The sequence below is a fragment of the Enhydrobacter aerosaccus genome, from assembly GCF_900167455.1.
GTDB lineage: Bacteria > Pseudomonadota > Alphaproteobacteria > Reyranellales > Reyranellaceae > Reyranella > Reyranella aerosaccus.
Window position 1 is genome coordinate 193,761 of sequence record NZ_FUWJ01000003.1, and the last position, 23,249, is coordinate 217,009.

At 66.4% G+C, this 23,249-nt stretch carries 30 protein-coding genes; 14 read left to right on the forward strand and 16 right to left on the reverse strand.

Annotated elements, in window-relative coordinates; genetic code table 11:
* Positions 1–20: 20 nt before the first annotated feature.
* Positions 21–284, reverse strand: a complete 264-nt coding sequence (locus tag B5D62_RS16210) for a DUF3303 domain-containing protein (RefSeq protein ID WP_231714843.1) — start codon at positions 282–284, stop codon at positions 21–23.
* 75 nt (positions 285–359) lie between these two features.
* On the opposite strand from B5D62_RS16210, the gene dapB reads away from it, so the two are divergent.
* Positions 360–1,157 carry a 4-hydroxy-tetrahydrodipicolinate reductase gene (dapB, locus tag B5D62_RS16215; protein WP_085934954.1) on the forward strand — a complete coding sequence of 266 codons (798 nt, stop codon included), beginning with the start codon at positions 360–362 and terminating at the stop codon, positions 1,155–1,157.
* Here the strand turns inward: dapB and B5D62_RS16220 are convergent.
* Positions 1,154–1,654: a DUF2244 domain-containing protein gene (locus B5D62_RS16220; protein ID WP_085934955.1), complete on the reverse strand. Its 501-nt coding sequence runs from the start codon at positions 1,652–1,654 to the stop codon at positions 1,154–1,156. The genes dapB and B5D62_RS16220 overlap by 4 nt on opposite strands.
* A gap of 34 nt (positions 1,655–1,688) precedes the next feature.
* On the opposite strand from B5D62_RS16220, the gene nth reads away from it, so the two are divergent.
* A complete protein-coding gene (gene nth, locus B5D62_RS16225; RefSeq protein ID WP_231714829.1) occupies positions 1,689–2,336 on the forward strand; it encodes an endonuclease III in 648 nt (215 codons plus the stop codon).
* 17 nt (positions 2,337–2,353) lie between these two features.
* Here the strand turns inward: nth and B5D62_RS16230 are convergent, their stop codons facing one another.
* Positions 2,354–2,800 (reverse strand): MarR family winged helix-turn-helix transcriptional regulator, encoded by a 447-nt coding sequence (locus B5D62_RS16230; protein ID WP_085934956.1) that lies wholly within the window; start codon positions 2,798–2,800, stop codon positions 2,354–2,356.
* A gap of 57 nt (positions 2,801–2,857) precedes the next feature.
* Between B5D62_RS16230 and B5D62_RS34005 the strand changes: the two genes are divergently transcribed.
* Positions 2,858–3,568, forward strand: coding sequence for a DUF1428 domain-containing protein (locus tag B5D62_RS34005; protein WP_085934957.1), 711 nt, complete (start codon positions 2,858–2,860; stop codon positions 3,566–3,568).
* 30 nt (positions 3,569–3,598) lie between these two features.
* Complete coding sequence (locus tag B5D62_RS16240) at positions 3,599–4,072, forward strand: VOC family protein (protein WP_085934958.1); 474 nt, start codon at positions 3,599–3,601, stop codon at positions 4,070–4,072.
* A gap of 23 nt (positions 4,073–4,095) precedes the next feature.
* Here the strand turns inward: B5D62_RS16240 and B5D62_RS16245 are convergent, their stop codons facing one another.
* From B5D62_RS16245 to nudB, 4 genes are read right to left on the reverse strand one after another with little or no spacing between them, the layout of a single operon-like run.
* On the reverse strand, positions 4,096–4,413 hold the full coding sequence (locus B5D62_RS16245; protein WP_085934959.1) for a monooxygenase: 318 nt from the start codon (positions 4,411–4,413) through the stop codon (positions 4,096–4,098).
* Between the two features lie 18 nt (positions 4,414–4,431).
* Positions 4,432–4,833 (reverse strand): avidin/streptavidin family protein, encoded by a 402-nt coding sequence (locus tag B5D62_RS16250; RefSeq protein ID WP_139373921.1) that lies wholly within the window; start codon positions 4,831–4,833, stop codon positions 4,432–4,434.
* 30 nt (positions 4,834–4,863) lie between these two features.
* Positions 4,864–6,261 carry an MFS transporter gene (locus tag B5D62_RS16255; RefSeq protein WP_085934961.1) on the reverse strand — a complete coding sequence of 466 codons (1,398 nt, stop codon included), beginning with the start codon at positions 6,259–6,261 and terminating at the stop codon, positions 4,864–4,866.
* Positions 6,258–6,713 carry a dihydroneopterin triphosphate diphosphatase gene (gene nudB / locus B5D62_RS16260; protein WP_085935147.1) on the reverse strand — a complete coding sequence of 152 codons (456 nt, stop codon included), beginning with the start codon at positions 6,711–6,713 and terminating at the stop codon, positions 6,258–6,260. The genes B5D62_RS16255 and nudB overlap by 4 nt, the downstream gene beginning before the upstream one ends.
* Before the next feature lie 86 nt (positions 6,714–6,799).
* On the opposite strand from nudB, the gene dapD reads away from it, so the two are divergent.
* The 3 genes from dapD to tsaA all read left to right on the forward strand — a co-directional run bounded on the left by dapD (position 6,800) and on the right by tsaA (position 9,519).
* Positions 6,800–7,639 carry a 2,3,4,5-tetrahydropyridine-2,6-dicarboxylate N-succinyltransferase gene (gene dapD / locus B5D62_RS16265; protein WP_085934962.1) on the forward strand — a complete coding sequence of 280 codons (840 nt, stop codon included), beginning with the start codon at positions 6,800–6,802 and terminating at the stop codon, positions 7,637–7,639.
* Between the two features lie 715 nt (positions 7,640–8,354).
* On the forward strand, positions 8,355–8,888 hold the full coding sequence (locus tag B5D62_RS16270; protein ID WP_218191096.1) for a hypothetical protein: 534 nt from the start codon (positions 8,355–8,357) through the stop codon (positions 8,886–8,888).
* Between the two features lie 130 nt (positions 8,889–9,018).
* The gene (gene tsaA / locus B5D62_RS16275) at positions 9,019–9,519 is read left to right on the forward strand and encodes a tRNA (N6-threonylcarbamoyladenosine(37)-N6)-methyltransferase TrmO (protein WP_085934964.1); all 501 of its coding nucleotides are present in this window, start codon (positions 9,019–9,021) and stop codon (positions 9,517–9,519) included.
* A 16-nt stretch (positions 9,520–9,535) separates the two neighbouring features.
* Here the strand turns inward: tsaA and B5D62_RS16280 are convergent, their stop codons facing one another.
* Positions 9,536–10,003, reverse strand: coding sequence for a nuclear transport factor 2 family protein (locus B5D62_RS16280; protein WP_085934965.1), 468 nt, complete (start codon positions 10,001–10,003; stop codon positions 9,536–9,538).
* A gap of 89 nt (positions 10,004–10,092) precedes the next feature.
* On the opposite strand from B5D62_RS16280, the gene B5D62_RS16285 reads away from it, so the two are divergent.
* From B5D62_RS16285 to B5D62_RS16310, 6 genes are all read left to right on the forward strand, one after another.
* Positions 10,093–10,677, forward strand: coding sequence for a nucleoside deaminase (locus B5D62_RS16285; protein WP_170920970.1), 585 nt, complete (start codon positions 10,093–10,095; stop codon positions 10,675–10,677).
* Positions 10,678–10,916: 239 nt separating this feature from the next.
* Positions 10,917–11,468 (forward strand): LemA family protein, encoded by a 552-nt coding sequence (locus tag B5D62_RS16290; RefSeq protein ID WP_085934967.1) that lies wholly within the window; start codon positions 10,917–10,919, stop codon positions 11,466–11,468.
* A 2-nt stretch (positions 11,469–11,470) separates the two neighbouring features.
* Positions 11,471–12,442, forward strand: a complete 972-nt coding sequence (locus B5D62_RS16295; protein WP_085934968.1) for a M48 family metallopeptidase — start codon at positions 11,471–11,473, stop codon at positions 12,440–12,442.
* Between the two features lie 40 nt (positions 12,443–12,482).
* On the forward strand, positions 12,483–13,154 hold the full coding sequence (locus B5D62_RS16300) for a GntR family transcriptional regulator (protein ID WP_085934969.1): 672 nt from the start codon (positions 12,483–12,485) through the stop codon (positions 13,152–13,154).
* A gap of 57 nt (positions 13,155–13,211) precedes the next feature.
* Positions 13,212–14,012, forward strand: a complete 801-nt coding sequence (locus B5D62_RS16305; RefSeq protein WP_085934970.1) for a phytanoyl-CoA dioxygenase family protein — start codon at positions 13,212–13,214, stop codon at positions 14,010–14,012.
* 29 nt (positions 14,013–14,041) lie between these two features.
* A complete protein-coding gene (locus tag B5D62_RS16310) occupies positions 14,042–15,406 on the forward strand; it encodes an NAD(P)H-dependent oxidoreductase (RefSeq protein WP_085934971.1) in 1,365 nt (454 codons plus the stop codon).
* Positions 15,407–15,466: 60 nt separating this feature from the next.
* Here the strand turns inward: B5D62_RS16310 and B5D62_RS16315 are convergent, their stop codons facing one another.
* From B5D62_RS16315 to argB, 6 genes are all read right to left on the reverse strand, one after another.
* Positions 15,467–15,865 carry a globin family protein gene (locus tag B5D62_RS16315; RefSeq protein ID WP_085934972.1) on the reverse strand — a complete coding sequence of 133 codons (399 nt, stop codon included), beginning with the start codon at positions 15,863–15,865 and terminating at the stop codon, positions 15,467–15,469.
* Between the two features lie 127 nt (positions 15,866–15,992).
* Positions 15,993–16,751 carry a hypothetical protein gene (locus B5D62_RS16320; RefSeq protein ID WP_139373922.1) on the reverse strand — a complete coding sequence of 253 codons (759 nt, stop codon included), beginning with the start codon at positions 16,749–16,751 and terminating at the stop codon, positions 15,993–15,995.
* 114 nt (positions 16,752–16,865) lie between these two features.
* Positions 16,866–17,348 carry a hypothetical protein gene (locus tag B5D62_RS16325; RefSeq protein WP_085934974.1) on the reverse strand — a complete coding sequence of 161 codons (483 nt, stop codon included), beginning with the start codon at positions 17,346–17,348 and terminating at the stop codon, positions 16,866–16,868.
* Between the two features lie 82 nt (positions 17,349–17,430).
* On the reverse strand, positions 17,431–17,889 hold the full coding sequence (locus B5D62_RS16330; RefSeq protein WP_170920971.1) for a hypothetical protein: 459 nt from the start codon (positions 17,887–17,889) through the stop codon (positions 17,431–17,433).
* A gap of 488 nt (positions 17,890–18,377) precedes the next feature.
* Positions 18,378–18,947, reverse strand: a complete 570-nt coding sequence (gene def / locus B5D62_RS16335; protein ID WP_085934976.1) for a peptide deformylase — start codon at positions 18,945–18,947, stop codon at positions 18,378–18,380.
* Positions 18,948–19,022: 75 nt separating this feature from the next.
* The gene (argB, locus tag B5D62_RS16340; protein ID WP_085934977.1) at positions 19,023–19,937 is read right to left on the reverse strand and encodes an acetylglutamate kinase; all 915 of its coding nucleotides are present in this window, start codon (positions 19,935–19,937) and stop codon (positions 19,023–19,025) included.
* Between the two features lie 131 nt (positions 19,938–20,068).
* Between argB and B5D62_RS16345 the strand changes: the two genes are divergently transcribed.
* On the forward strand, positions 20,069–20,740 hold the full coding sequence (locus B5D62_RS16345; protein ID WP_085934978.1) for a 2OG-Fe(II) oxygenase: 672 nt from the start codon (positions 20,069–20,071) through the stop codon (positions 20,738–20,740).
* 12 nt (positions 20,741–20,752) lie between these two features.
* Here B5D62_RS16345 and yihA read toward each other — a convergent pair whose 3' ends face one another.
* Both yihA and yidC read right to left on the reverse strand, forming a co-directional pair.
* Positions 20,753–21,400, reverse strand: a complete 648-nt coding sequence (yihA, locus tag B5D62_RS16350) for a ribosome biogenesis GTP-binding protein YihA/YsxC (protein WP_085934979.1) — start codon at positions 21,398–21,400, stop codon at positions 20,753–20,755.
* Positions 21,400–23,247, reverse strand: coding sequence for a membrane protein insertase YidC (gene yidC / locus B5D62_RS16355; protein WP_085934980.1), 1,848 nt, complete (start codon positions 23,245–23,247; stop codon positions 21,400–21,402). Before yidC ends, yihA begins: the two co-directional genes overlap by 1 nt.
* Between the last annotated feature and the right edge of the window lie 2 nt (positions 23,248–23,249).

The following is a 23,249-nucleotide window of genomic DNA, read 5'->3' on the forward strand; positions in this document are numbered from 1 at the left end:
TCTTCGGGGGATTTGCGTCCTCAGAGTAGCGGCTCGATCGCCTGTCGGGTTGCCTTGCCCTCGACGACGGGCACGACCTCGAACTCGACCACGTCCTGCCAATCGGCGATCCAGCGCTGGAACAAGGTGATGTCGTCGGTCTCCATGAGCTGGAAGCAACGATCGAGATCGGCGGTGACGTAGCTCGCCACGAACTTCAGCCCGTCGGGCAGGCCGCGCCCCGAGTCGCGCAGCTTGCGATAGACGGCCTTGCCGTCCTGGTTGCGGAATTTCTCGACCACCATGAACAGCACGTAGCGTCTCCCGTCGCGTCCGGAATATCGGTATTGTCGCCGGACATTCAGGACAGGACCATAGAAATGAAGATCGCCATCGTCGGCGCCTCGGGGCGCATGGGCCAAATGCTGATCCGCCAGATCGCCCGCACCGAGGGCTGCAGCCTTGCGGGCGCCAGCGAGGCTCCCAATGGCAAGGCCATCGGTCGCGATGCCGGTGAGGTCGCGGGCCTCGAAGCCAACGGCGTGAAGATCACTGGCGACAGCGCCGCTGCCATCGCCGCCGCGGATGTCGTGATCGACTTCACCGTGCCGGCCGCGACGGTCGCGCATGCCCGGATCGCGGCCGAGAGGGGCGTGTCCGTTGTGATCGGCACGACCGGCCTCGATCCGGAGCAGACGGCGGCGATCCACGACTGCGCCAAGCGCGTGCCGATCCTGTGGGCCGCCAACATGTCCCTGGGCATCAACGTGCTGATGGCATTGGTGGAGAAGACCGCGTCGATGCTGGATCCGAGCTACGACATCGAGATTGTCGAGATGCACCACCGGCACAAGATCGACGCGCCCTCGGGCACGGCACTCGCCCTCGGCCGCTCGGCGGCGGCCGGCCGGCAGGTCAAGCTGGAGGATGTGTGGCGCAAGAGCCGCGACGGCCACACCGGCGCCCGACCGGTGGGCGAGATCGGCTTCGCCACCCTGCGTGGCGGCGAGGAGGTCGGCGTCCATACGGTGATGTTCGCCGCCGCCGGCGAGCGGCTGGAACTCAGCCACCGCTCCTTCAGCCGCGAGACCTACGCCTCGGGTGCGGTGCGCGCGGCGCTGTGGCTCGAAGGAAAGAAGCCCGGCCTCTATGGCATGAAGGACGTGCTGGGGCTCTAGGCGCCCTCGTCCTCGCGGTCCCAGCGATGGACAAAGCGCGGCGCCTTCATGCGGGCGATGGCGGCCTCGAGTTCCTGGCCGACGCGCTCGCGCTCGTCCGGTCCCAGGAAGCGGCCGAGCACGACCCGATTGCCGCGTGAGCTGGCGACCAGGCGTTCCTCGGTCCGTTCGAGCTTGAGCCAGTAGGCATCGAGCCGGACTTCCTCGCGCTCGCCGTCCGGGGCGACGCGGTCGATGATCAATTCGCTGTCCGTCAGCGTCAGCGCCTCGCTGCGGCGGGCATCGAAGTAGTTGCGCTGGAACAGCCACCACAGCAGGGCGATGTCGAGCCCCATGAAGCCCATCACCGGCCAGGCGCCCATGAAATAGGCGGGCAGGCCGATCATCAGGTTGGCGGCCACCACCACCCGGATCAGCCATTTGAACCCCGTCGGCGGCAGGCTGCGGTAGGGGCGGAGCAAGGTGGCAAAATGGATTGCCGAAGATGAGTCGGCCATGGCGTCACCCTAATGCCTCGGCTAGCGTCCCGCCATGCCCTTGATGAAGCCTGCCGAGATCCACGTTTTCTTCACCCGTCTGCGGGAGTCCATTCCGGAGCCCGAAACCGAGCTCGAATACGACACGATCTACCAGCTCCTGGTCGCCGTCGTGCTCTCGGCGCAGGCCACCGACGCCGGGGTCAACCGGGCCACCAAGCCGCTGTTCGAGAAGATCAAGACCCCGGCCCAGATGCTGGCGCTCGGCGAGAAGAAGCTGATCGACTACATCAAGACCATCGGGCTGTACCGCACCAAGGCAAAGAACGTCATGGCGCTGAGCCGGTTGCTGGTCGAGAAGCATGGCGGCGAGGTCCCGCGCAGCCATGAGGCGCTGCAGGAGCTGCCGGGCGTCGGCCGCAAGACCGCCAACGTGGTGATGAACGTGGCCTTCGGCGAGGCGACCATCGCCGTCGACACGCACATCTTCCGCGTCGGCAACCGCACCGGCCTGGCGCCGGGCAAGACGCCGCTCGAGGTCGAGCTCAAGCTGCTCAAGCGGGTGCCGGAGGAATTCCGCCTGCACGCCCATCATTGGCTGATCCTGCACGGGCGCTATACCTGCAAGGCGCGCAAGCCCGAATGCCCGCGCTGTGTCGTGAACGACGTCTGCAAGTTCAAGGCGAAGACGATCGCCGCCTGACAGCGCTGCGCGCCAGCTCACGCCAGCGCCCGCAGGCCGGCGCGCAGGGCCGCTGGATCGGTGCCGGCCAGTTGCTGGTCGACCGCGGCATGCTCGCGCTCCCAGACCGGCATCGCCTTGCGCAGCAACCGGCGGCCATCGCGCGTGAGCACGATCCGGCGACCGCGGCGATCTGACGGATCGACCGTCGTCTCCAGCAGGCCGCGCCGCTCCAAGGGCTTCAGATTGGCGGTCAGCGTGGTGCGGTCCATGGCGAGCAGCGATGCCACCGCGCTGATCGACGGCGGCTCGGGCCGATTGAGCGACATCAGCAGCGAGAATTGGCCGTTGGTCAGGCCGACCGGCCGCAGCGCCTCGTCGAAGCGCCGGGCGAGCGCCCGCGCCGCGCGCTGGGTGGCGAAGCACAGGCAACGATCATGCACATACTTGGTTGTTTCGTAGGGAAGGTCGACCAGCTTTGACATGGGCTATTTACGTTGATATCAACCCTTCCCGTCAAGACCAACCAAGAGGAGGACGCCATGACCTATGTGCAAGGATTCGTCGTCGCCGTCCCGGCTGCGGCCAAGGACGCTTACCTCTCGTTGGCCGCCAAGGCCGCCCCGCTGTTCAAGGAGTTCGGCGCCCGCCGCCATGTCGAAGCCTGGGCCGACGACGTGCCGGACGGCAAGGTCACCGACTTCAAGGGCGCCGTGAGGGCCAAGCCCGACGAGGTCGTCGTCTTCTCCTGGATCGAATATCCCAGCAAGGCCGTGGCCGACGCAGCCCAGGCAAAGTTCATGAGCGACCCGCGCGTCAAGGACATGGGCGAGATGCCGTTCGACGGTCAGCGCGCGATCATGGGCGGCTTCACGCCCCTGATCGACGAGCGCGGCAGTGGCCGGACGGGCTATGTCGACGGCTATCTGGTGCCCGTCCCGACCGCCAACAAGGACGCCTATCGCGCGATGGCCACCAAGGCCGCGGCGCTGCTCAAGGAGTTCGGCGCCGTGCGCGTGGTCGAGGCCTGGGGCGACGACGTGCCCGACGGCAAGGTCACCGACTACAAGGGCGCCGTGAAGGCCACGGGTGACGAGAAGGTCGTCTATTCCTGGGTCGAATGGCCGTCCCGCGCTGTCCGCGACGAGGGCTGGAAGAAGATGATGGCCGACGAGCGGATGCGCGGCCGCGACATGCCCTTCGACGGCAAACGCCTGATCTATGGCGGCTTCGCCCCAATTCTGGACGCCTAGCATCTCTGCTCCACCGCAAAAGGATCCGTCATGGCCAAGAACATCGTCTGCCTCTGGTACGACAAGGACGCCGAGGCCGCGGCCCGCTTCTATGCCGCGACCTTTCCCGACAGCGCCGTAAAGGCGGTCCATCGCGCACCCGCCGACTATCCGTCGGGCAAGAAGGGCGATGTCATCACGGTCGAGTTCACCGTCGCCGGCATTCCCTGTATCGGCCTCAATGGCGGCCCCGCCTTCAAGCACAACGAGGCCTTCTCCTTCCAGATCGCCACCGACGACCAGGCCGAAACCGATCGCTACTGGAACGCCATCGTCGGCAATGGCGGGCAGGAGAGCGCGTGTGGCTGGTGCAAGGACCGCTGGGGCATCTCCTGGCAGATCACACCGCGCGTGCTGACCGAGGCAGTTGCCGCCGGCGGCGCCGAAGCCAAGCGCGCCTTCGAGGCGATGATGGGCATGAAGAAGATCGACGTCGCCGCCATCGAGGCGGCGCGGCGCGGCTGATCTTCCTCGCACGAACGACGACCCTACGCGGCGTCGGCCAGGATGGTGTCTGTCTCGTTGTCGACCACCACCGACGTCTCGAAGTAGCGAATCTCCGGCGGAGCGCCATAGCGCTCCGCGATATAGGCCTGCCATTGCGGCGTGTAGACCGCCTCGGCATCGGCCTTGCTCTTCCACAGATAGACGCCGCCGCCGATGCGCTTCTCCGCATCGAACAGATAGTACTTGCGCACCAGCCCCTTCATGCCGCGGTACTTGGGCGCCGAGCCCTTGAACAGCTCGGCCGCCTTCTGCGCGTCGATGTCGGCCGGCAGCTTGAAGTTCACGATGGCGGTGATCATGCGTTTCCTCCTGGCTTGTCACTTCGGACGATAGATGTCGGTGCCGCGGTCGAGCATCGGGCGGTTCGCCTCGGTGTCGAAGTAGGCGAGGCTCCACTCGGCATAGAGCCGGCCGCCCTGCAGGTAGCCGGTCCACGACGTCATGGTCCCGCAGTCGGCCGAGCCGTTGCGGGCCTGCATGGTGTAGGCGATGCGCTCGCCGTCGACCCAGCCGACGATGGGGAAGGCGATGCCGCGGCACTTGTAGCCCGGCGCGCTGCTGGAATAAGTGCCGGTCAAGCGGCCATCGGGCCCGATCGACTCGATCACCAGCTCCGAGCCGTGATTGTTCACCCAGCGCGTCTGCGGCGCCAGCGACTGGGCCGCGGCCGCCATCGGCAGGACGAGGAGGGCAAGGGCGCAGGGAGTGAACCATCTCATCGCGTACAGGTCCTTGAGCAATGTCGCAGTTCAGGCCGGCGCGCGCGTTTCGCGCACCCGCCCGAGCAGCGCGAAGCCTAGCACCAGGAAGACGAGCACGCAGGCTACGCCGAGCCGCGTCGACTGCGTGGCCGTGGTGACGACGCCGATGGCGAGCGGCGCCATCCAGGCGGTGGCGCGGCCCGACAGCGCGAACAGGCCGTAGAATTCACCGCTCATGCCCGGCGGGGCGAGACGGCCGATCAGGGTGCGGCTGGCCGCCTGCATCGGCCCCATGCAGAAGCCCAGCAGCAGCGCGAAGGCCATGAAGGTCTGTTCCTGCGCCGAGCCGAACAGGCCGCGCGTCGCCGCCAGCGGCTGGACCGGCACGACGAACAGGATGCGGTCGGCCGTCACGCCGACGATGCCGACCGTCGCCACGATGACGCCGAAGGTGGCCGCCAGCACCGTACGCCGCGAGCCCATCCAGTCGTCGAACCGACCGCCCAGGAAGGCGCCGGGAATGGCGAACACGGTGAGGATGATGCCAAAGATGCCGAGCGTGGTCGTGCTCCAGCCGAAAGTGGCCGAGGCATAGACGCCGCCGAAGGCGATGATGGCCGCGAGCCCATCGTTGTAGAGCATGAAGGCGACCAGGAAGGCGAGCACGTTGCGATAGTCGCGCAGCTTGCCGAGGGTGGCGCGCAGCGAGGCACCGGCCTCCCGCACGCACTGCCGCAGCGGCAGGCGGCGCGCGGCCGGACGGTCGGGCGCGAACAGGAACATCGGAGCCACGAACACGACCAGCCACAGCGCCGAAGCTGGCCCGGTCAGCCGCTCCAGCTCATGGCTGGCGGCATCGAGCCCGAACAGTGGCCGGTCGTTGGTCGGGGCGAGACCGAACATCGCCGGCAGGCTGACCGCCAGCACGATGAACAGCGCGATCAGGCCGCCGACATAGCCCAGCCCCCAGCCGAAGCCGCTCAGCCGGCCCATGCGCTCCGGCCGCACGATGTCGGGCAGCTGCGCGTTGTTGAACACGATCGACATCTCGGCGCCCACCGTCGCCACGATGATGGCCCAGCCGATCGGCCCGGCGAGGTCGGGGCGGTGCGGATAGGCCCACCACAGCGCCGCGCAGCCCGCGGCCAGCAGGAGCTGGAAGACGAAGACATAGGGTTTGCGCCGGCCGCCGGCATCGGCCATGGCGCCGAGGAACGGACTCAGCACGGCGATGAAGAGGCCGGCCGTCGATTGCGTGAAGGCCCAGGCGCTCTGCCCCGCGACCGCGTCGCCGACCATCACGTTGGCGAAGTAGGGGGCGAAGATGAAGGTGGTGACGACGGTGAAGAAGGGCTGATTGGCCCAGTCGAACAGCGCCCAGCTCCATTGGCCGAGCCGCGACGCCTCTTCCGTCGATGCCGCGACGGCCGGCGAAACCGTCGTCATGCCGCGCTCCCGCGCCGGCCGACCCGGCGGGACAACTGCCACAGCGCGTCGCGGTTGGTGGGCGAGAAGACCTTCACCATCGCCTCCTGCCACGGCAGCCAGAGCTGCGCGGTGTGCTCGGCGGGATCGAGCGTCGCCACCGCGACCTGCTCGACCTCGAAGCCAAACACGTGTTCGGTGTTGTGCGTCACGCCGGGAGCATAGCGCGCCCGCCATTGCGGCCAGATTTCATAGCGGTTGGTGAGCCGCCAGTCGGTCAGCGTGCCGGTGGCGAGCCCTGTCTCCTCCCGCAGCTCGCGCCAGGCCGTGGCGGCGAGATCGGCGTCGTCGGGCTCGCGCGAGCCGGTGACCGACTGCCAGAAGCCGGGCTGGGCCGCCCGCTCGATCAGCAGCACCTCGAGGGCCGGCGTATGGACCACCACCAGCACCGATTCCGGGATCTTGAACGTCATCGCCGCCAGCATAGCGACCCTGCCGGCCGCGTCATTGACTCCCCGCCGCCCCCGGCTATGGTCCGGCGGCTTTTTCCGGGGGAACCATGAGCAAGCAGCTTCAGAGCACCATCGACGCCGCCTGGGAGGCGCGCGACGGCATCAACAGCGCCACCAAGGGCGAGGTGCGCGATGCGGTCGAGGCCGCCATCGCCGGCCTGGACGACGGCACCTTCCGTACCGCCGAGAAGGTGGGCGGCGAATGGATCGTGAACCAGTGGCTGAAGAAAGCCGTGCTGCTCTCCTTCCGCCTCTATGACTCCGTGCCGATGGATGGCGGCGCCAGTTTCCCCGGCCTCGGCGCCGCGCCGTGGTTCGACAAGGTGCCGCTCAAGACCACCGGCTGGGACGCCGCGCGCTTCGGCAAGGCCGGCTTCCGCGCCGTGCCGGGCTCGATCGTGCGCCGCGGCTCCTACATCGCGCCGTCGGTCGTGCTGATGCCCTCCTTCGTCAATCTCGGCGCCTATGTCGACAGCGGCACCATGGTCGACACCTGGGCCACGGTCGGCTCGTGCGCGCAGATCGGCAAGAACTGCCACCTCTCCGGTGGTGTCGGCATCGGCGGCGTGCTCGAGCCGCTGCAGGCCAACCCGGTCATCATCGAGGACAACTGCTTCATCGGCGCGCGCTCGGAAGTGGTGGAGGGCGTGATCGTCGGCACCGGCGCGGTGCTGTCGATGGGCGTGTTCATCTCGGCCACCACCAAGGTGGTGGACCGCGCCACCGGCCAGATCCATGTCGGCAAGGTGCCACCCTACTCGGTGGTGGTGCCCGGCAATATCGGCGGCGGCCCCGACCGGCCCTCGACCTACTGCGCCGTGATCGTGAAGACCGTCGACGAGCGCACGCGCTCCAAGACCTCGATCAACGATCTGCTGCGCGACTGAGCTCACGCGGGTCTTCCCACGCGGAGCCCCCCTCCCCCTCGCAGAAAAAAATCGGCTCGCGAGGAATCGCCTAAAACGCCGGCCCTGCTGGACCAAAGCCAATTCCTCGCGAGGCTCGCGAGCCTCGCGAGTGGCAACGGAAGCGATGCCCAGCGGAAAAGAGAGGGTGGACGGCGAGAACTGGCGGACCATAGCGTCATTTTACGCCTGAGGGCGGGCGGGACCCATTATGGTCGCCTATGATTGGTGAGGCCGATCCACGCCAAACGATCCTTTTCCCTTTGACCCTCTTCTACATGCGGCTCGCCTTCTCCTTCAGCGAAGCGATCGTTGTCCGCTCGGGATCCGGGACAAATGGGGGTGTCTGTCGTTGCAAAAGACCAAAGACATCACCGCTCGCTGATTCTGCGATACCCTTCAAATACATGTAGGCTGGCCGGCATGACCAATTGCTGCCGCTGCTTCCCGTAACGGGATTGACGCTTGGCGTCACATATCTGAAGCACACGGAGATAAGGTCAAAGTTGGCACACCCATCGGCCGTTCTCAGCGTGAACGGATTACTGTCGAGCTTCCATTCGCCAAGGACCAGGCCTCGATTTAGGAGATCTTGGAGGTGCTGAAGCCTTGTGTGGTACAGGGCGTGCGATCTCGCCGTGCCGATTCTCGCCGAGGAACTGGCGCGCACCGCCCAAACAAGTGAATGATTCCGCCCATGACCAACGACCGCCTGCATCACCTCAAGGAACGCGGCATCGACGAGTTCCGGCGCTTCCTGCTGATGTTCCTTTATCTGTGGGTGGTGTTCGGCCTGTTCGTGCTGAACGAAAGCCTGGTGCTGAGCGAGCGGCACATCGTCTTCACGGCGCAGGGATTCGCCCTCATCAATGCCGCCATCATGGCAAAGGTGATGCTGATCGCCGAGAACCTGAAGCTCGGCCGCCGCTTCGACCACATGCCGCTGATCTATCCCATCGCCCACAAGTCGGCGGTGTTCGCTCTGGTGTTCATGGCGTTCCACGCCGCCGAGCGCGTGCTGGTCGGCGTGATCGGCGGACATTCGATCGCCGCCAGCCTGCCCCACATGGGCGGCGGCACCTGGAAGGGCGCCATCACGATCTGGGCTATCATGGCGATCTCCCTGTTGCCGTTCTTCGGCCTGCACGAGATCGGCCGGCTTCTCGGCGAAGGCCGGATGTGGGGCATCATGTTCCGGGCGCGGCCGAAAGGCGTTTCGATCGAGGATTGAAAGGGCGGCGATGGCGACGCATCGCGGTTTCGGGCCGGGCACCAGCTCGCTATAGTTGCACAACGATAGCGTCAGGAGGTCGCCGTGAACTGCAGCATCGCAAACGCCATCGGCATCGACGGTTGATGCCATGGTGCGCCTGAACGAAATCCGGGAAGGCGAACTGGCGGTGCCGCTGCCGGCCCGACAGGATGCCGGCCTCTACTTCATCGGCACGATCCGCACGCCCTGGACCGACCGGCTCGAATGCCCGCGGCAGGGTCGCCTGGACGGTCCGACCTGCCGCATCGACGTGGCCTCGCCATGGGATCGGGGGCTGGAGGGCATCGAGGCATTCGAGCAGCTGGAGGTGCTTTACTGGCTGAACGAATCGCGGCGGGACCTGATGAAGCAGAGCCCGCGCAACGACGGCGAGGCGCGCGGCGTGTTCTCGCTGCGCACGCCGGTGCGGCCGAATCCGATCGGGACGTCCATCGTGCGGCTGGTGAAGGTGGACGGGCCGGTCCTCCACGTCAAAGGGCTCGATTGCCTCGACGGAACGCCGCTGATCGACCTCAAGCCCGACCGCACGCTGTTCAACCCCCTGGCGCCGGCACAGGCCGGCGACTTCCAGGTCGGCGACGAGGCCTGAGCGGCCGGCATCGGCGCTACGCGAGGTGCCGCTGCCACTCCGGCCGCGCCCTGATCTCCTTCGCCTCCTTGGCCAGGATCTTCGCCACGCGTTCGGGGGCGAAGCCGATCTCGAGCAGGCCAATGGCCGAATTGGCGACCTCGCGGTACTTGGCGATCCTGCCGTCGCGCAGCTGCATGATCGAGACGCCGTCGAAGCCGACACGCCGGCCCTGCGCCTCGGGCAGGGTCGAGACGTAGCTGAAGGTGTAATAGGCATAGAGGGTGTGGCCGTCGCTGACCGGCCGGAACATCTCCCAGCGGAAGTCCTTCGCGGTCCTGTAAAACCAATCGTCGATCATGGCGGCGATCTTCTGCCGGCCCTCGAAGGGGCCGTAGAAGACATCGTGATAGACGCCGTCCTCGGTGAACAGGGCGGCGAAGGCGGTGCCGTCGCGGCGTTCGACGGCGGCGCAGAATTCCGTCAGCAGATCGGTCGTGCCCATTCTCGTTCCTCCATTCTGCCGCCATCATGCCGGCTGGCGACGCGACGGGGAACGTTCCCGGCGCGGCGGATCGCCTGGAGGAAGCCGCCATGATTGCGAAGCGTACCTTGCTGCTGTCGATCGGTGCCCTCGTCTGCCTGCCGGCGGCCGAGCGCGCCCGCGCCGACGCGCCGGCTCCGTCGCCACCGTCGCGATCGACTCCGCCGCCATCGGACCTGTCGCGCGCGCAGCACGAGCGGTTCATGCGACTGGCCATCGAGCAGGGGCGGAAGAACCCGTACTATCCGTTCGGCGCGGTCATCGTCGAGCCGGAGACCGGCGCGATAATGGCGACGGGCACCAACAACGCGCGGGCCAATCCGACGCTGCACGGCGAGATCGTCTGCATCAACGATTACGTCGCCCGGCACGGCAACCGGGACTGGGGCTCGAAGATGCTCTACTCGACGGCCGAACCGTGCCCGATGTGCATGACCGCCCTCATCTTTGCCGGCATCGGCGGCGTCGTGTTCGCCACCTCGGCCTTCGACGGCCAGAAGAAGGCCGGCATGGATCCGATCCGGATCTCGGCGCAGGACATCGTGGATGCGACGCCGTTCGCCAAGCCGTTCCTGCTGGGCGGCATCCTGAGCGCCGAGACCGACCGCATGTTCCTCGAGCGCAAGCGCTATTGATGCTTCGGTCGGCGTCGCGTCCCTTCCCGGAAATGGTGTCATCCCGAGCAAAGCGAGGGATCCCTCGCTGCGCTCGGGATGACACGGCTCTCTGGAGGGACAGCTCTCTGGGGGAACGACCTTCTGGGAGACGGCCTTCAAGGGGGAACGGCCGGCCGAAACCGGCCCTCCGGAGCGACGGTTCTATCCAGGGCGGAAAGACCCTAGAGTGCGGCGATTGAGCAGGGGGAGGCTTCGTCATGACGCTCTGGATCGTCGTCGGCATCGTCGCCGTGATCGCGCTGTGGTTGATCGCGACCTACAACGGGCTGGTCGGCGGCCGCAACCAGGCGCAGACGGCCTGGAGCCAGATCGACGTGCAGCTCAAGCGCCGCCACGATCTGATCCCCAATCTCGTGCAGGTGGTGAAGGACGCCATGGGCTACGAGCAGGAGACGCTCACCAAGGTAATCCAGGCCCGCAACGCCGCGGCCGCCGCCTCCGGGCCGGCCCAGGCCGGACCGGCCGAGGCGGCGCTCAGCCAGGCGACACACGGGCTGCTGGCACTGATGGAGAACTATCCGCAGCTCAAGGCCAACGAGAACGTCAAGCAGCTCCAGGAAGAGCTGGCGAGCACGGAGAACAAGATCGCCTTCGCGCGCCAGTTCTACAACGACTCGGTCAATTCCTATAACACCCGGCGGCAGAGCTTCCCGGCCGTGCTGGCGGCGGCGTCGCTGGGCTTCGGCCCGATGGATCTCTTCACCATGCCCGAGACCGAGCGCGAGGTGCCCAAGGTCGCCCTGCGCTAGCCATGGCCGGCACGACCGATTTCGTCGCCGCGCAGGCGGTGAACCGGCGCAACACGCTCGTGCTGCTGGTCGTGCTCACGGCCCTGGCGGCGATCACGGGCTATGTCGTCGGCTGGCTGCTGGAAGGCGAAGCCACCGACCAGGTGCCGATGCTGAGCCGCGTCGGGCTCGCGGCCGCGGGGCTTATGGCATTGGCCAGCGTCGGCTGGAGCGCGATCTCGCTCGCCTTCGGCGACCGCATGGTGCTGGCCATGGCCGAGGCGCGGGCGATCGAGAAGGCGGATGCGCCGCAGCTCTACAACGTGGTCGAGGAGATGTCGCTGGCGGCCGGCGTGCCGATGCCGCGCGTCATGATCCTGGAGACCGAGGCGTTGAATGCCTTTGCCACCGGCACGACGCCGGCGCGCGGCACCATCGTCGTCACCCGCGGCCTGCTCGAACGGCTGAACCGGGACGAGCTGCAGGGCGTGGTGGCGCACGAGATGGCGCATCTCGCCAACCTCGACACGCGCTACATGGTGGTGGTCGGCGTCACCGTCGGGCTGATCGCCCTGGTCTGCGACATGATCCTGCGCACCATGAGCTGGGGCGGCTCCTCCTCGGGCAGTTCGTCGGGCGGCCGGCGCGACGACCGCAAGGACTCGAGCGGCGCCGGCCTGCTGATCATCCTGCTGGTCGTGGTGGCGATCCTGGCCCCGATCGCGGCCAGGGCGGTGCAGATGGCCGTGTCGCGCCAGCGCGAGTATCTGGCGGATGCCACTTCGGTCCAGTTCACGCGCAATCCCAACGGCTTGATCTCTGCCCTCACCAAGCTGGCCGACGCCGCCGGGCCGTTTCCCGGCGTCAGCCGCGCGACGCAGCACCTGTTCATCGTCAATCCCGTCCAGGCGATGACGGCCAAGACATCGTCGCTGTTCGCCACTCACCCGGATATTGCCTCCAGAATCGCCCGACTCCGCGATCTCGGCGCTTAGCCGTTGACTCCCGACGATCTGTGTTCTGTATACAGATCTCATGCGCCGTTTCGAGCCCGAGCCCGATCTCAGCGAACGAATCCATGACGCCGTCCTCGAGGCGATCTGTTCCGGCGAGCTGAAGGCCGGCGCCCGCATCACCCAGGAAGAGCTGGCCAACAAGTTCGGCGTCTCGCGCCAGCCGGTGCTGCAGGCCATGATGCTGCTGCGCCGCGAAGGCTTCCTGATCGATGCCGGCCGCAAGGGCGTCTGCGTCGCCCCGCTCGATGTCGAGAAGGCCACCAACCTCTATATCGTCCGCGGCGCCCTCGACGGGGCGGCGGCGCGGCTCGCCGCCGGCCGCTATACGCGCGAGCTGGCCCATCGCGGACGGCTGCTGCTCGATGTCGGCCGGCGCGCCGTGGCCAACGGCTACGTCCCCTCGGTCATCGAGGCCGATATCGACTTCCATCTGTTCGTCTACGAAGCCTCGGGCAATCCGCTGATCTCGGAGACCGCGCAGCCGCACTGGCAGCATCTGCGCCGGGTGATGGCGGCGGCGCTCAGCGAAGACGATCTGCGCGTCAACGTCTGGGACGAGCACGAGGCCATCCTGAAGGCGCTCGAGGCGGGTGACGCCGCCGGCGCCGAATCGCTCTGCCGGCATCACGCCGAGCAGATGTCGGACATCCTGACCAAGCGATTGAAGGTGGTGATCTCGCGCGCCGCCTGACCGCCCCGATATCGTTAACGACAAGAAAAATCGAACGAACAATGAGGAGGAACCGCCATGAAGCTCACACCGGAGCAGCTGAAGCAATTCGACGAGGAAGGCTATCTCTTCTTCCCGAACTATTTCTCGCCTGAAGAGACGCAGATCCTGAAATCGGAGATCCCCGGCGTATTCCAGCAGCGCCGCGAGGAGAACGTGCGCGAGAAGAGCGGCGACGTGGTGCGCACCGCCTTCGCCGTGCACACCTACGACCCGATCTTCGAGGCGCTGGTGCATCATCCGCGCTTCGTCGAGCCGGCCGAGCAGCTGCTGGGCGACCGGACCTACATCCATCAGTTCAAGATCAACGGCAAAGCCGCCTTCGACGGCGACGTGTGGCAGTGGCACCAGGATTACGGCACCTGGAAGGCCGACGACGACATGCCGGAGGCGCGGGCCATGAACCTCGCCGTGTTCGTCGACGACGTGAACGAGTTCAACGGCCCGCTGTGGTTCATCCCCAAGAGCCACAAGAAGGGCGCCATCGAGGCCAAGCACGACCTCACCACCACCTCCTATCCGCTGTGGGTGATCGACAACGACACCATCGCCAAGCTGGTGAAGCAGGGCGGCATCGTCTCGCCCAAGGGCGGGCCGGGTTCGGCGATCTTCTTCCACGGCACGCTGGTGCATGGCAGCCCGCCCAACATGTCGCCGTGGAACCGGCAGATCATCTACGTGACCTACAACGCCGTCTCCAACGCCATCCGCCGCTTCAAGCGGCCGGACTACATCGCCCATCGCGACTTCACGCCGATCGATGCGTGGAGCGACGATGCGGTGCTGCAGGCGGCGCGGCGCAAGTCAGCCGCGGAATAATCAAGCGTAACCCTGTCGGGAGGAAGAAAATGAACCTGCATCGCATGCTGCTGGAGCGCGCCGCCAACGGCAATCCGCTGCGCATCGGCCTGATCGGCGCCGGCAAGTTCGGCGCCATGTATCTCAGCCAGATCCCGACCACGCCGGGCATCCATCTGGTCGGCATCGCCGATCTCTCTCCCACCCGGGCCAAGGAAAACCTGGCGCGGCTGGGCTGGAAGCCGGACGTCACCGCGGCAGCCTCCTTCGCCGAGGCCCGCAAGCACGGCAACACGCATCTGACCGACGACTGGCGCGCGCTGGTCACCAATCCCGAGATCGACATCGTCGTCGAGGCCACGGGCGATCCGATCGCCGCCGTCGAGCATGCGCTGGAAGCCTTCCGCAACGGCAAGAGCGTGGTGATGGTGACGGTCGAGGCCGATGCCTTCTGCGGCCCGCTGCTGGCCAAGCACGCCGCCAAGGCCGGCGTGGTCTACAGCCTCGCCTATGGCGACCAGCCGGCGCTGATCTGCGAGCTGGTCGACTGGGCGCGCACCTCGGGCTTCTCGGTGACGGCGGCGGGACGCGGCCACAAGTGGCTGCCGCAGTTCGCGCAATCGACGCCGGAGACGGTGTGGAAATACTGGGGCCTGAACGAGGAGCAAGCCAAGCGCGGCGGCCTCAATCCGAAGATGTTCAACTCCTTCCTCGACGGCTCGAAGCCGGCGATCGAGAGCACCGCGGTCGCCAACGCCACCGGCCTGACGCCGGCGCCGGACGGGCTCGCCTTCCCGCCCTGCTCGGTCGAGGACCTGCCGTTCGTGATGCGGCCGGTCTCCGAGGGCGGGCATCTGCATCACAAGGGCCAAGTCGAGGTCGCCTCGTCGCTGGAGCGCGATGGCCGCGCCATCCCCTACGAGATCCGCAAGGGCGTGTGGGTCGTGTTCGAGGCCTCGACCGAGTACCAGAAGAACTGCTTCGAGGAATACATGCTGCAGACCGACCCGTCGGGCCGCTACTCGGTGATGTACAAGCGCTGGCACCTGATCGGGCTGGAGGTCGGCATGTCGGTCGCCTCGGTGGGGCTGCGCAAGGAGCCGACCGGCTGCCCGATCGGCTTCCATGCCGACGTGATCGCCACCGCCAAGCGCGACCTCAAGCCGGGCGAGATGCTGGACGGCGAGGGCGGCTATACGGTCTACGGCAAGCTGTTCCCGGCCGAGAAGTCGACCGGCCTCGGCAGCCTGCCGCTCGGCCTCGCCCACAACGTGAAGCTGCTGAAGCCGATCAAGGCCGGCCAGTCCCTGACTTATGCCGACGTGGCGATGGACGAGACGCTGACCGCCGTGAAGCTGCGCCGCGAGATGGAACGGGACTTCGCTCCGGCGGCGTCGAAGATTGCCGCGCAGTAGCGCCAGGGGCACGATCATTGGGTCTAGAGAACGACGCGCCACTGGAGTGGCGCGCCCCCCTCAAGCCGCGGTCATCACCGCGGCGAGGGCGGTGTAGACCTCGGTCCAGGCCGCCTTCGTCTCCGGGGTGAAATCGTCGCCCAGCCCCTGCTCAAGGGTCCAGAGCAGGGCTGCTCCGACGGGGGCGTAATGGTCGTCGGCGACGCCGTAGCTCCTATGGCGCTCGCCGAGCGCTTTCACGGCGGGAAGGATGGCGTCGAGCCTGTGCAGGTTGGTGACGGCCGTGGCCAGCATGGCCATCAGCTTCTTCTTCTGCTCGCTGAGGTCAGCGGGGAACAGGGCGCGCACTCCGGGCGCGATCTCGAACAGGCGGTTGTAGAAGAGGTCGGCAGCGGTGCCGGCGATCGGCACCACCTTCTGGAAGCTCGTCTGGACCAGTGCGATTTGCTGTGGCGTCATCGGTCTCTCCAGGGTTAGGCGGGAGAGACGCCGCAACTTCCATGCCGCCAGTGCCGCGGCCAGCCGAGCATCGCGGGGGAAGTTGGGGGGGGGCATTGGGGGGAAGTGGCTGGCGGCGAGTCCGCGGCTACGCGGCCGGGTGTCGGCGCAGCCGGATGACCGCCGCGGCCACGCCGGCAAACACCAGGCCGACGGTCGCGCACAGAACGAATGCATCGACGAAGGCATTCGGTCCCGCGACGATTGCGGGAGCGGTGGGAAAGCCGGCAAGGACAAAGCCAGTGGCAAACCATCGGAGGAGCCGCTCGACCATATTGACCGCCGGCCCGGGTCGCTGCATCGGGCGGCCCGCCTGACTCGGAGCCGCTTGGCCGAAGGTATTGCGGACACGCCGGGACACGTTCACGTACCACCAGCCGAGCGCGACGAGCACCACGCCCGCGACCGCGGCGATAATGCCCGGCTGATCGAACGGGTCGTCGGGCCGCATCAGGACGTAGCTGCCGACGCTCACCACGGCGCCGGCGATGAAGAGCGCACCCTGGATTTTCCAGAGAGGCTTGAATGTTCGGCTTCGACGAAACGCGGCAATGAGGATCGCTGTCGCAAGGCCGACCCAGACAAGAGCGCTCCCGAGACCAGCATAGTCGATCGCCCCGGCGCCGCTTCCGGTCGGGCCGGCAAGGCTACCGGTGATCCCCGCCATGCCGCCCAGCAGACTGCAGAGCTCGCCCAGCACCACGATCACCAGCCAGCCGCCAATACCCGCAGGGCCCGCCTCCGGCACCGACAAGCGCATCGCGCGCACGACCGCCATGATCGCATAGCCGCCGCCCAGAACGCCGAGGACCAAAACCCAATGCCAGGCGGAGAAGGGTGAGCCCATGACCTTTTCCATTGATACTTCGCACTCCGGATGGATTACCGATGGCGGGGAAGCATGCACACGCGGTGGCCGCCTCATGATGCCGTCTTCAAGCCTGACCGGTCGCCGCGCTTTCTAGCGGACTGTATCGGCGCCGGGCGGCGTCCACGGCCTGAACTCGTATCGTTTCCGATCGAGCCGACGGATGTCGTAGACGATGTTCAGGTCCTGCCATTTCTCCATCGCAAAGCCCATCACCTCGACACCAGCGACGGAAATCCTGATCGTATGCTGATCGACAAGCGATACGACCGGCGGCTCGTTTGCCGTACCTTGATATTCTAGGATTCTTGCCTTGCCGAACCAGTCTATGAGGCCGGGGCCGCGCGAGATCGAGAAGGCCTGGTATTCGACAGCGCCGAAAAAGCCGCACTGGTAGCTTGCGAAGTCGAACGTCAAGCCGGCGAGAGACGTATCGCGTGCGTTGAAGCCCTGGATGCAGGAGTCGACGAAGACGAAGTGGAGGATGAAAGCAGCGACCACGCTGACTGGCGCGAGGCCGATCGCCACGACCGACCAGGCGATACGGTGCCAGACCCTATCCAAGCGCGGTGCCATTGCGCCGGTATCGGCATTTCCCCGATCAATTGCAATTGCAGTTGTGCGTCGGACACAACCCGAGACGATTGCCACACGAGTCCTATGGCGGCGTTGCGGCGCGTCCAAATCGGCCGCTCTGCCCAAGCTTGTAGCCGATTTCGATGAAGCGCGCCGTCCTCGGGTCGAGGCCGTAAGGCTGATCCGGCCGAGCATTGCTCGAGAAATGCCGAGCGAACCACCCGGCACGGGCGAGCGTCTGTTCCAAGCTCAGACCGGATTGCTGGCTGTATAGTCCGACATTGATGTTGGCGATGGGAAGAAATTGCGGACGTTGCTCGAACACGCCATGCAGGCCGGTGCGGCCGATGACTTCGTCGACAATCGGGTTGAAAGTGCCGCGACGCTGATAGTCGAATCGGCCGCCGTGGCCGAGATTGGCGGCAGCATCAAGGAGGAAGTTCGGCACGGCAACCGGCACTTCCAGACGATTCCCAGCCTGACGGCGCAGCCGCTCTCTGGCAGCGCACCCGGCAGCTGCCACTTCGTCGAGATTGAGCACCGGCGTCCTGACCGTCCCTGTCAGGCTTGCCGATTTGGGATCATCGTCGGGAATAGTGCTGCCGTCCGGCAGAACAAGCTCGAAGCCGTGCCAGTTTGTGGAATTGGGATCATTGGGACCGCCACCGCCAGGCATGAAAGGCGGTTCATCCGAGGTCGGCCGCGCCTGAGCGATCAGGATTTCGGGCATGGGCACCGCATCCGGCAACGGGCTGTCGTCCCAAGACGAAGGCCAGCCTGCCGGCCGGGCGGAGGTGTCACCGAGGAACGTGTCGGGTGAAAGGAAGGGGCGGGCGGACGCCCGATGAGAGGGGATCGACGGTGGGATTGCTCATGGGCCCAGAATAAGCCCGGGCCCCGCGACGCGACGATTCTGGTCCCTACCGTCTGCAGCGCGAAGGCTTTTCGTCAGATCACGCCGTCGTCCCAGCGCAGACACGACGACGCTAAGAGCGTCGGAACGACGGCCGAAGCAAAAGTCATCGCGCTTCAGAGCGCGGTGGCCGGCTCCTTGACCGTAGCCGCGGGCGCGCCCTCGGCCTCCTCGCGCTCCTTCTCCTTGCGGGTCTTGAGGAGCTTGCGCAGGATCATGTTGCGCTTGAGCGCCGAGATGTGATCGACGAACAGGATGCCGTCGAGATGGTCGATCTCGTGCTGCACGCAGGTGGCCAGCAGCCCCTCGCAGGCGAGTTCCTGCTTCTGCCCGTCGCGGTCGAGATAGCGCACCGTCACCTGCGCCGGACGGACCACGTCAGCGTAGTGCTCGGGCAGGGACAGGCAGCCTTCCTCGTAGGTCGCATCCTCTTCGGAGGCCTCGACGATCTCGGGGTTGGCCATGAACAGCGGGCCGGTCTTGGTGTCCTCGCGGTCGATATCCAGCACGATCACGCGCTTGAGCACGCCGACCTGCGGCGCCGCCAGGCCGATCCCGGGCGCAGCGTACATCGTCTCCAGCATGTCGTCCATGAGCTGGCGCACGTCGTCGTCCACCGCCGCTACGGGCAGGGACTTCTTCTTGAGCCGGGGATCCGGCGCCGTAAGGATGGTCAGAAGAGCCATGGTGCCTAAATATGCAGCGAAATCAGGCATTTCAAGCCCGGCGGCCGGAGCCGCCAGGCCGCCAGGCCTATTTCCTCAGGCCCGCTTGACCAGGGTGCCGACGCCCGATTCGGTGAACACCTCGAGCAGCAGGCAGTGCGGGATGCGGCCATCCATGATGACCGCCGCCTCGACGCCGCGATTGACCGCGTCGATGCAGTTCTCGACCTTGGGGATCATGCCCCCGGAGATGGTGCCGTCGGCGATCAGGGCGCGCGCCTGCTCGACGGTCATGTCCGGGATCACCTTGCCATCTTTGTCGAGCACGCCCGCCACGTCGGTCAGGAACAGCAGGCGCTTGGCCTTCATGGCACCGGCGATGGCGCCGGCCGAGGTGTCGGCGTTGATGTTGTAGGTCAGCTCGTCGTCGACGCCGAAGCCGATCGGCGCCACGACGGGAATGACATCGGCGCGGCGCAACTGCTCCAGCACCATGACGTTGATCTTGGCCGGCTCACCGACCTGCTTGAGGTCGACCTTCAGGAGCTCGCCGGTTTTGGGATCGCGCATCTCCGTGACCTTCTTGGCCAGGATCAGGTTGCCGTCCTTGCCGCAGATGCCGACGGCGATGCCGCCGCATTCGTTGATGTCGGCCACGATCGCCTTGTTGATGGCGCCGGCCAGGACCATCTCGACGATCTCCATGGTTGCCGCATCGGTGACGCGCAGGCCGTTGACGAACGTACTCTTGATGCCGACGCGCTCGAGCATCTTGTTGATCTGCGGGCCGCCACCATGGACCACGATCGGGTTCATGCCGACCTGCTTCATCAGCACGATGTCGCGCGCCACCAGATCGCCGAGCTTGGGATCGGTCATGGCGTGACCGCCATATTTCACGACGAAGGTCGCGTCGTTGTGCCGACGCATGTAGGGCAGCGCCTTGGAAATGGTCTCCGCCATGCGGATCAGGCGCTTCTGCTCCTTGTCGGTCTGAACCGGGTCGGCCATGTCGTCGGAACCCCAAGTTGGCAAAAGCCCTCTCCCGGGCCGGGAGAGGGCTAAGGCAAGATCATATATCAGGCGCGCGGCGGATAGAAGATAAGGCCGGGCCCCGTCAAGCTAAACGTCGGGAAATTCACATGATCGACACAGAAACCCTCGCCGATCGCGGCCACATCGTGGCGCCGTCGCTTCTCTCGGCCCAGGAGTGCCGCACGCTGGCGGGCTGGTGGTCCGATGCCGCGCTGTTTCGGAAACGCATCGTGATGCAGCGCCACGGCTACGGGCAGGGCGAGTACCAGTATTTCACCTACCCGCTGCCGGCCGAGATCCAGCGCCTGCGCGAAACGCTCTATGGGCCGCTGGCCGGGATCGCCAATCGCTGGAACGAGGTGCTGGGGCTCGAGAAGCGCTTCCCCGCGACGCTGAAGCAGTGGCTGCGCGACTGTCATGCCGCCGGCCAGACGCGGCCGACGCCGCTGCTGCTGCGCTACGGCGCCGGCGACTACAACTGCCTGCATCGCGATCTCTACGGCGAGCGCGTCTTTCCGCTGCAGGTCGCGATCCTGCTGAGCGAACCGCAACGCGACTTCGAGGGTGGCGAGTTCATGCTGGTCGAGCAGCGGCCGCGTCAGCAGTCACGCGGCGAGGTGGTGCCGTTGCGGCAGGGCGACGCCGTCATCTTCGCCGTCAACGAGCGACCGGCGAAGGGAACACGCGGCTGGCATCGCACAGCGATGCGACACGGCGTGTCGACCCTCCGCCGCGGCGAGCGTTTCACGCTCGGCATCATCTTCCACGACGCCGCCTGAGGCAGCCGGTCTTCAGCGCGCGGCGACGGCCATGATCTCGGCGCGCAATTCGGGAATGCCGAAGCCGGTCTCGCTGCTGGTCGGCAGGACCTCGGGATGGGCGGCGCCGTGCTTGCGCGTGATCGCCTCGGCGGCGGCGATGGCCCGCGCGATCTCCGCCTTCTTGAGATAGTCGGTCTTGGTCAGCACGAGCTGGTAGGAGACCGCCGCCGCGTCGAGGTTCTTCATGGTCTCGCGGTCGGTGTCCTTCACGCCGTGGCGCGAATCGATCAGCAGGCAGACCCGCTTCAGGGTCGGTCGTCCGCGCAGATAGGCCGAGGCCAGGTCCTGCCAGGTCTCCTTCATCGACTTCGAGACCTGGGCGAAGCCGTAGCCCGGCAGATCGACCAGCATCAGCCGCCCGGCGAGATCGAAGAAGTTGATCTGCCGCGTATGACCCGGGTTGGACGAGGTGCGCGCCAGCGTCTTGCGGCCCGTCAGGGCGTTCACCAGGCTCGACTTGCCGACGTTCGAGCGGCCGGCGAAGGCGACCTCCGGCAGGCTGATCGGGATCAGCGACTCGAACGAGGCAGCGCCGGCAACGAACTCGCAGGCGCCGGCAAACAGCTTGCGGGCCGCCTCGATCTCTTCCGGAGAGTACTTGGGCCTCTGCTCGTCCATCAGCCCTTCTTGGCCGCGCCCTTGGCTCCCTTGCCGGCGTCCGCCTTCTTGCCGTTGCCGCGCGGGGCCGGTGCCCCCGAAGCCGTGGCGGCGACGGGAGCCGCCACCTTGCCGCCGATCGGCGCGCCGTGGCGGCGCATGATGAAGTACTGCTGGGCAATCGACAGCGTGTTGCTCCAGGCCCAGTAGATCACCAGGCCGGCCTGGAACGGCGCCATCATGAAGGTGAACATGATGGGCAGGAACTGGAACACGCGCTGCTGCATCGGATCGGCCGGCGCGGGATTCAGCTTCTGCTGCAGGTACATCGTCACGCCCATGATCAGGGGCCACAGGCCGATGTTGAAGAAGTGCAGGAACGCCGGCACTTCCCAATGGAACAGGCCGAAGCCGGTCAGGATGGTCAGTGGATCGGGCGCGCTGAGATCGTGGATCCAGCCGAAGAACGGCTGATGGCGCATTTCGATCGTGGTGTAGAGCACCTTGTAGAGCGCGAAGAAGACGGGGATCTGCACCATGATGGGCAAGCAGCCGGCCGCCGGATTGACCTTCTCGCGGCGATAGAGCTGCATCATCTCCTGGTTCAGGCGCTGCTTGTCCTCACCGTAGCGCTGCTTCAGCTTCTCCATCTCCGGCTGCAGGCGCTTCATCTTGCTCATCGCCGCGTAGGACTTGTTGGCGAGCGGGAAGAACAGCGCCTTCACGATCACCGTCAGCAGCAGGATGGCGACGCCGAAATTGCCGACCTGGGCATAGAGCCACTCGAGCAGCCAGAACATCGGCTTGGTCAGGAACCGGAACCAGCCCCAGTCGATCGTCAGGTCGAAGCGGTCGAAGCCGTACTTCTCGCTGTAGGCGTCGATCACGCGCACGATCTTGGCACCCGCGAACAGATGGGCGTCGGCATCGGCAGTGGCGCCAGGCGCGATGGTCTGGCCAGGATCGACGAAGTCGATCTGGTATTTGACGTTGGGCTCGGTACCGGTCTGCTTCAGCGACACGTCGACCTTGACCTTCTGGTCGGGGATCAGCGTCGCCATCCAGTACTTGTCGGTGATGCCGACCCAGCCGCCGGTGGTGCTGATCTTCTCCTGCTTGTCGCCCTTGAAGTCCTTGTAGCTGAATTCCTTCAGGCTGCCGTTGAAGACGCCGTACGGTCCCTCATGCAGGACATAGGTGCCCTCCGGCGGCGGCTCGCCGAAGCGCACGATGAGGCCCCACGGGAACACCGTGATCGGCTTATCGGACTTGTTCTCGACGCTCTGCTTCACGTTGAACAAGAACTCGTCGTCGACCGAGATCGTGAGGACGAAGACGATGTTCTGGCCGTTGTCCCAGGTCAGCCGGACCGGCTTGCCCGGCGCTACCGTCGGCTTGTCAGCCGTCCAGAGCGTGTCGGGTCCCGGCAACTTGAGCGAGGGATCGGAGGTCGACCAGCCGAACTCGGCGTAATAGGGATGCTCGCTGCCGATCGGCGACAGCACCGGCACGGGCGGGCTGTCGGGATCGAGCGTCTCGCGATGCTTGGCGAGCTGGACGTCGTCGATGCGACCGCCCTTGAGCGCGATCGAGCCGATCAGTTGCGGCGTGTCGAAGGTGACGCGCGGGACGCGGGCCAGCGCCTCCTTGCGGGAGACGAACGGTTCCGTCGTCGGTGCGGCGGGGCTGCCGGGCGCGCCGGGTGCCGTGGCCTGGCCGGGTGCGCTGGGCGTCCCGCCCGGCTGCGTCGTCGACTGCGCTGTCGTCTGTTGCGGCGGGGCCGATGGCTTGGCCGGAAAGAAGTGCTGCCAGCCCAGGATGATCAGCACCGAGAGCACGATCGCGACGATGAAATTCTTCTGGTCCATTT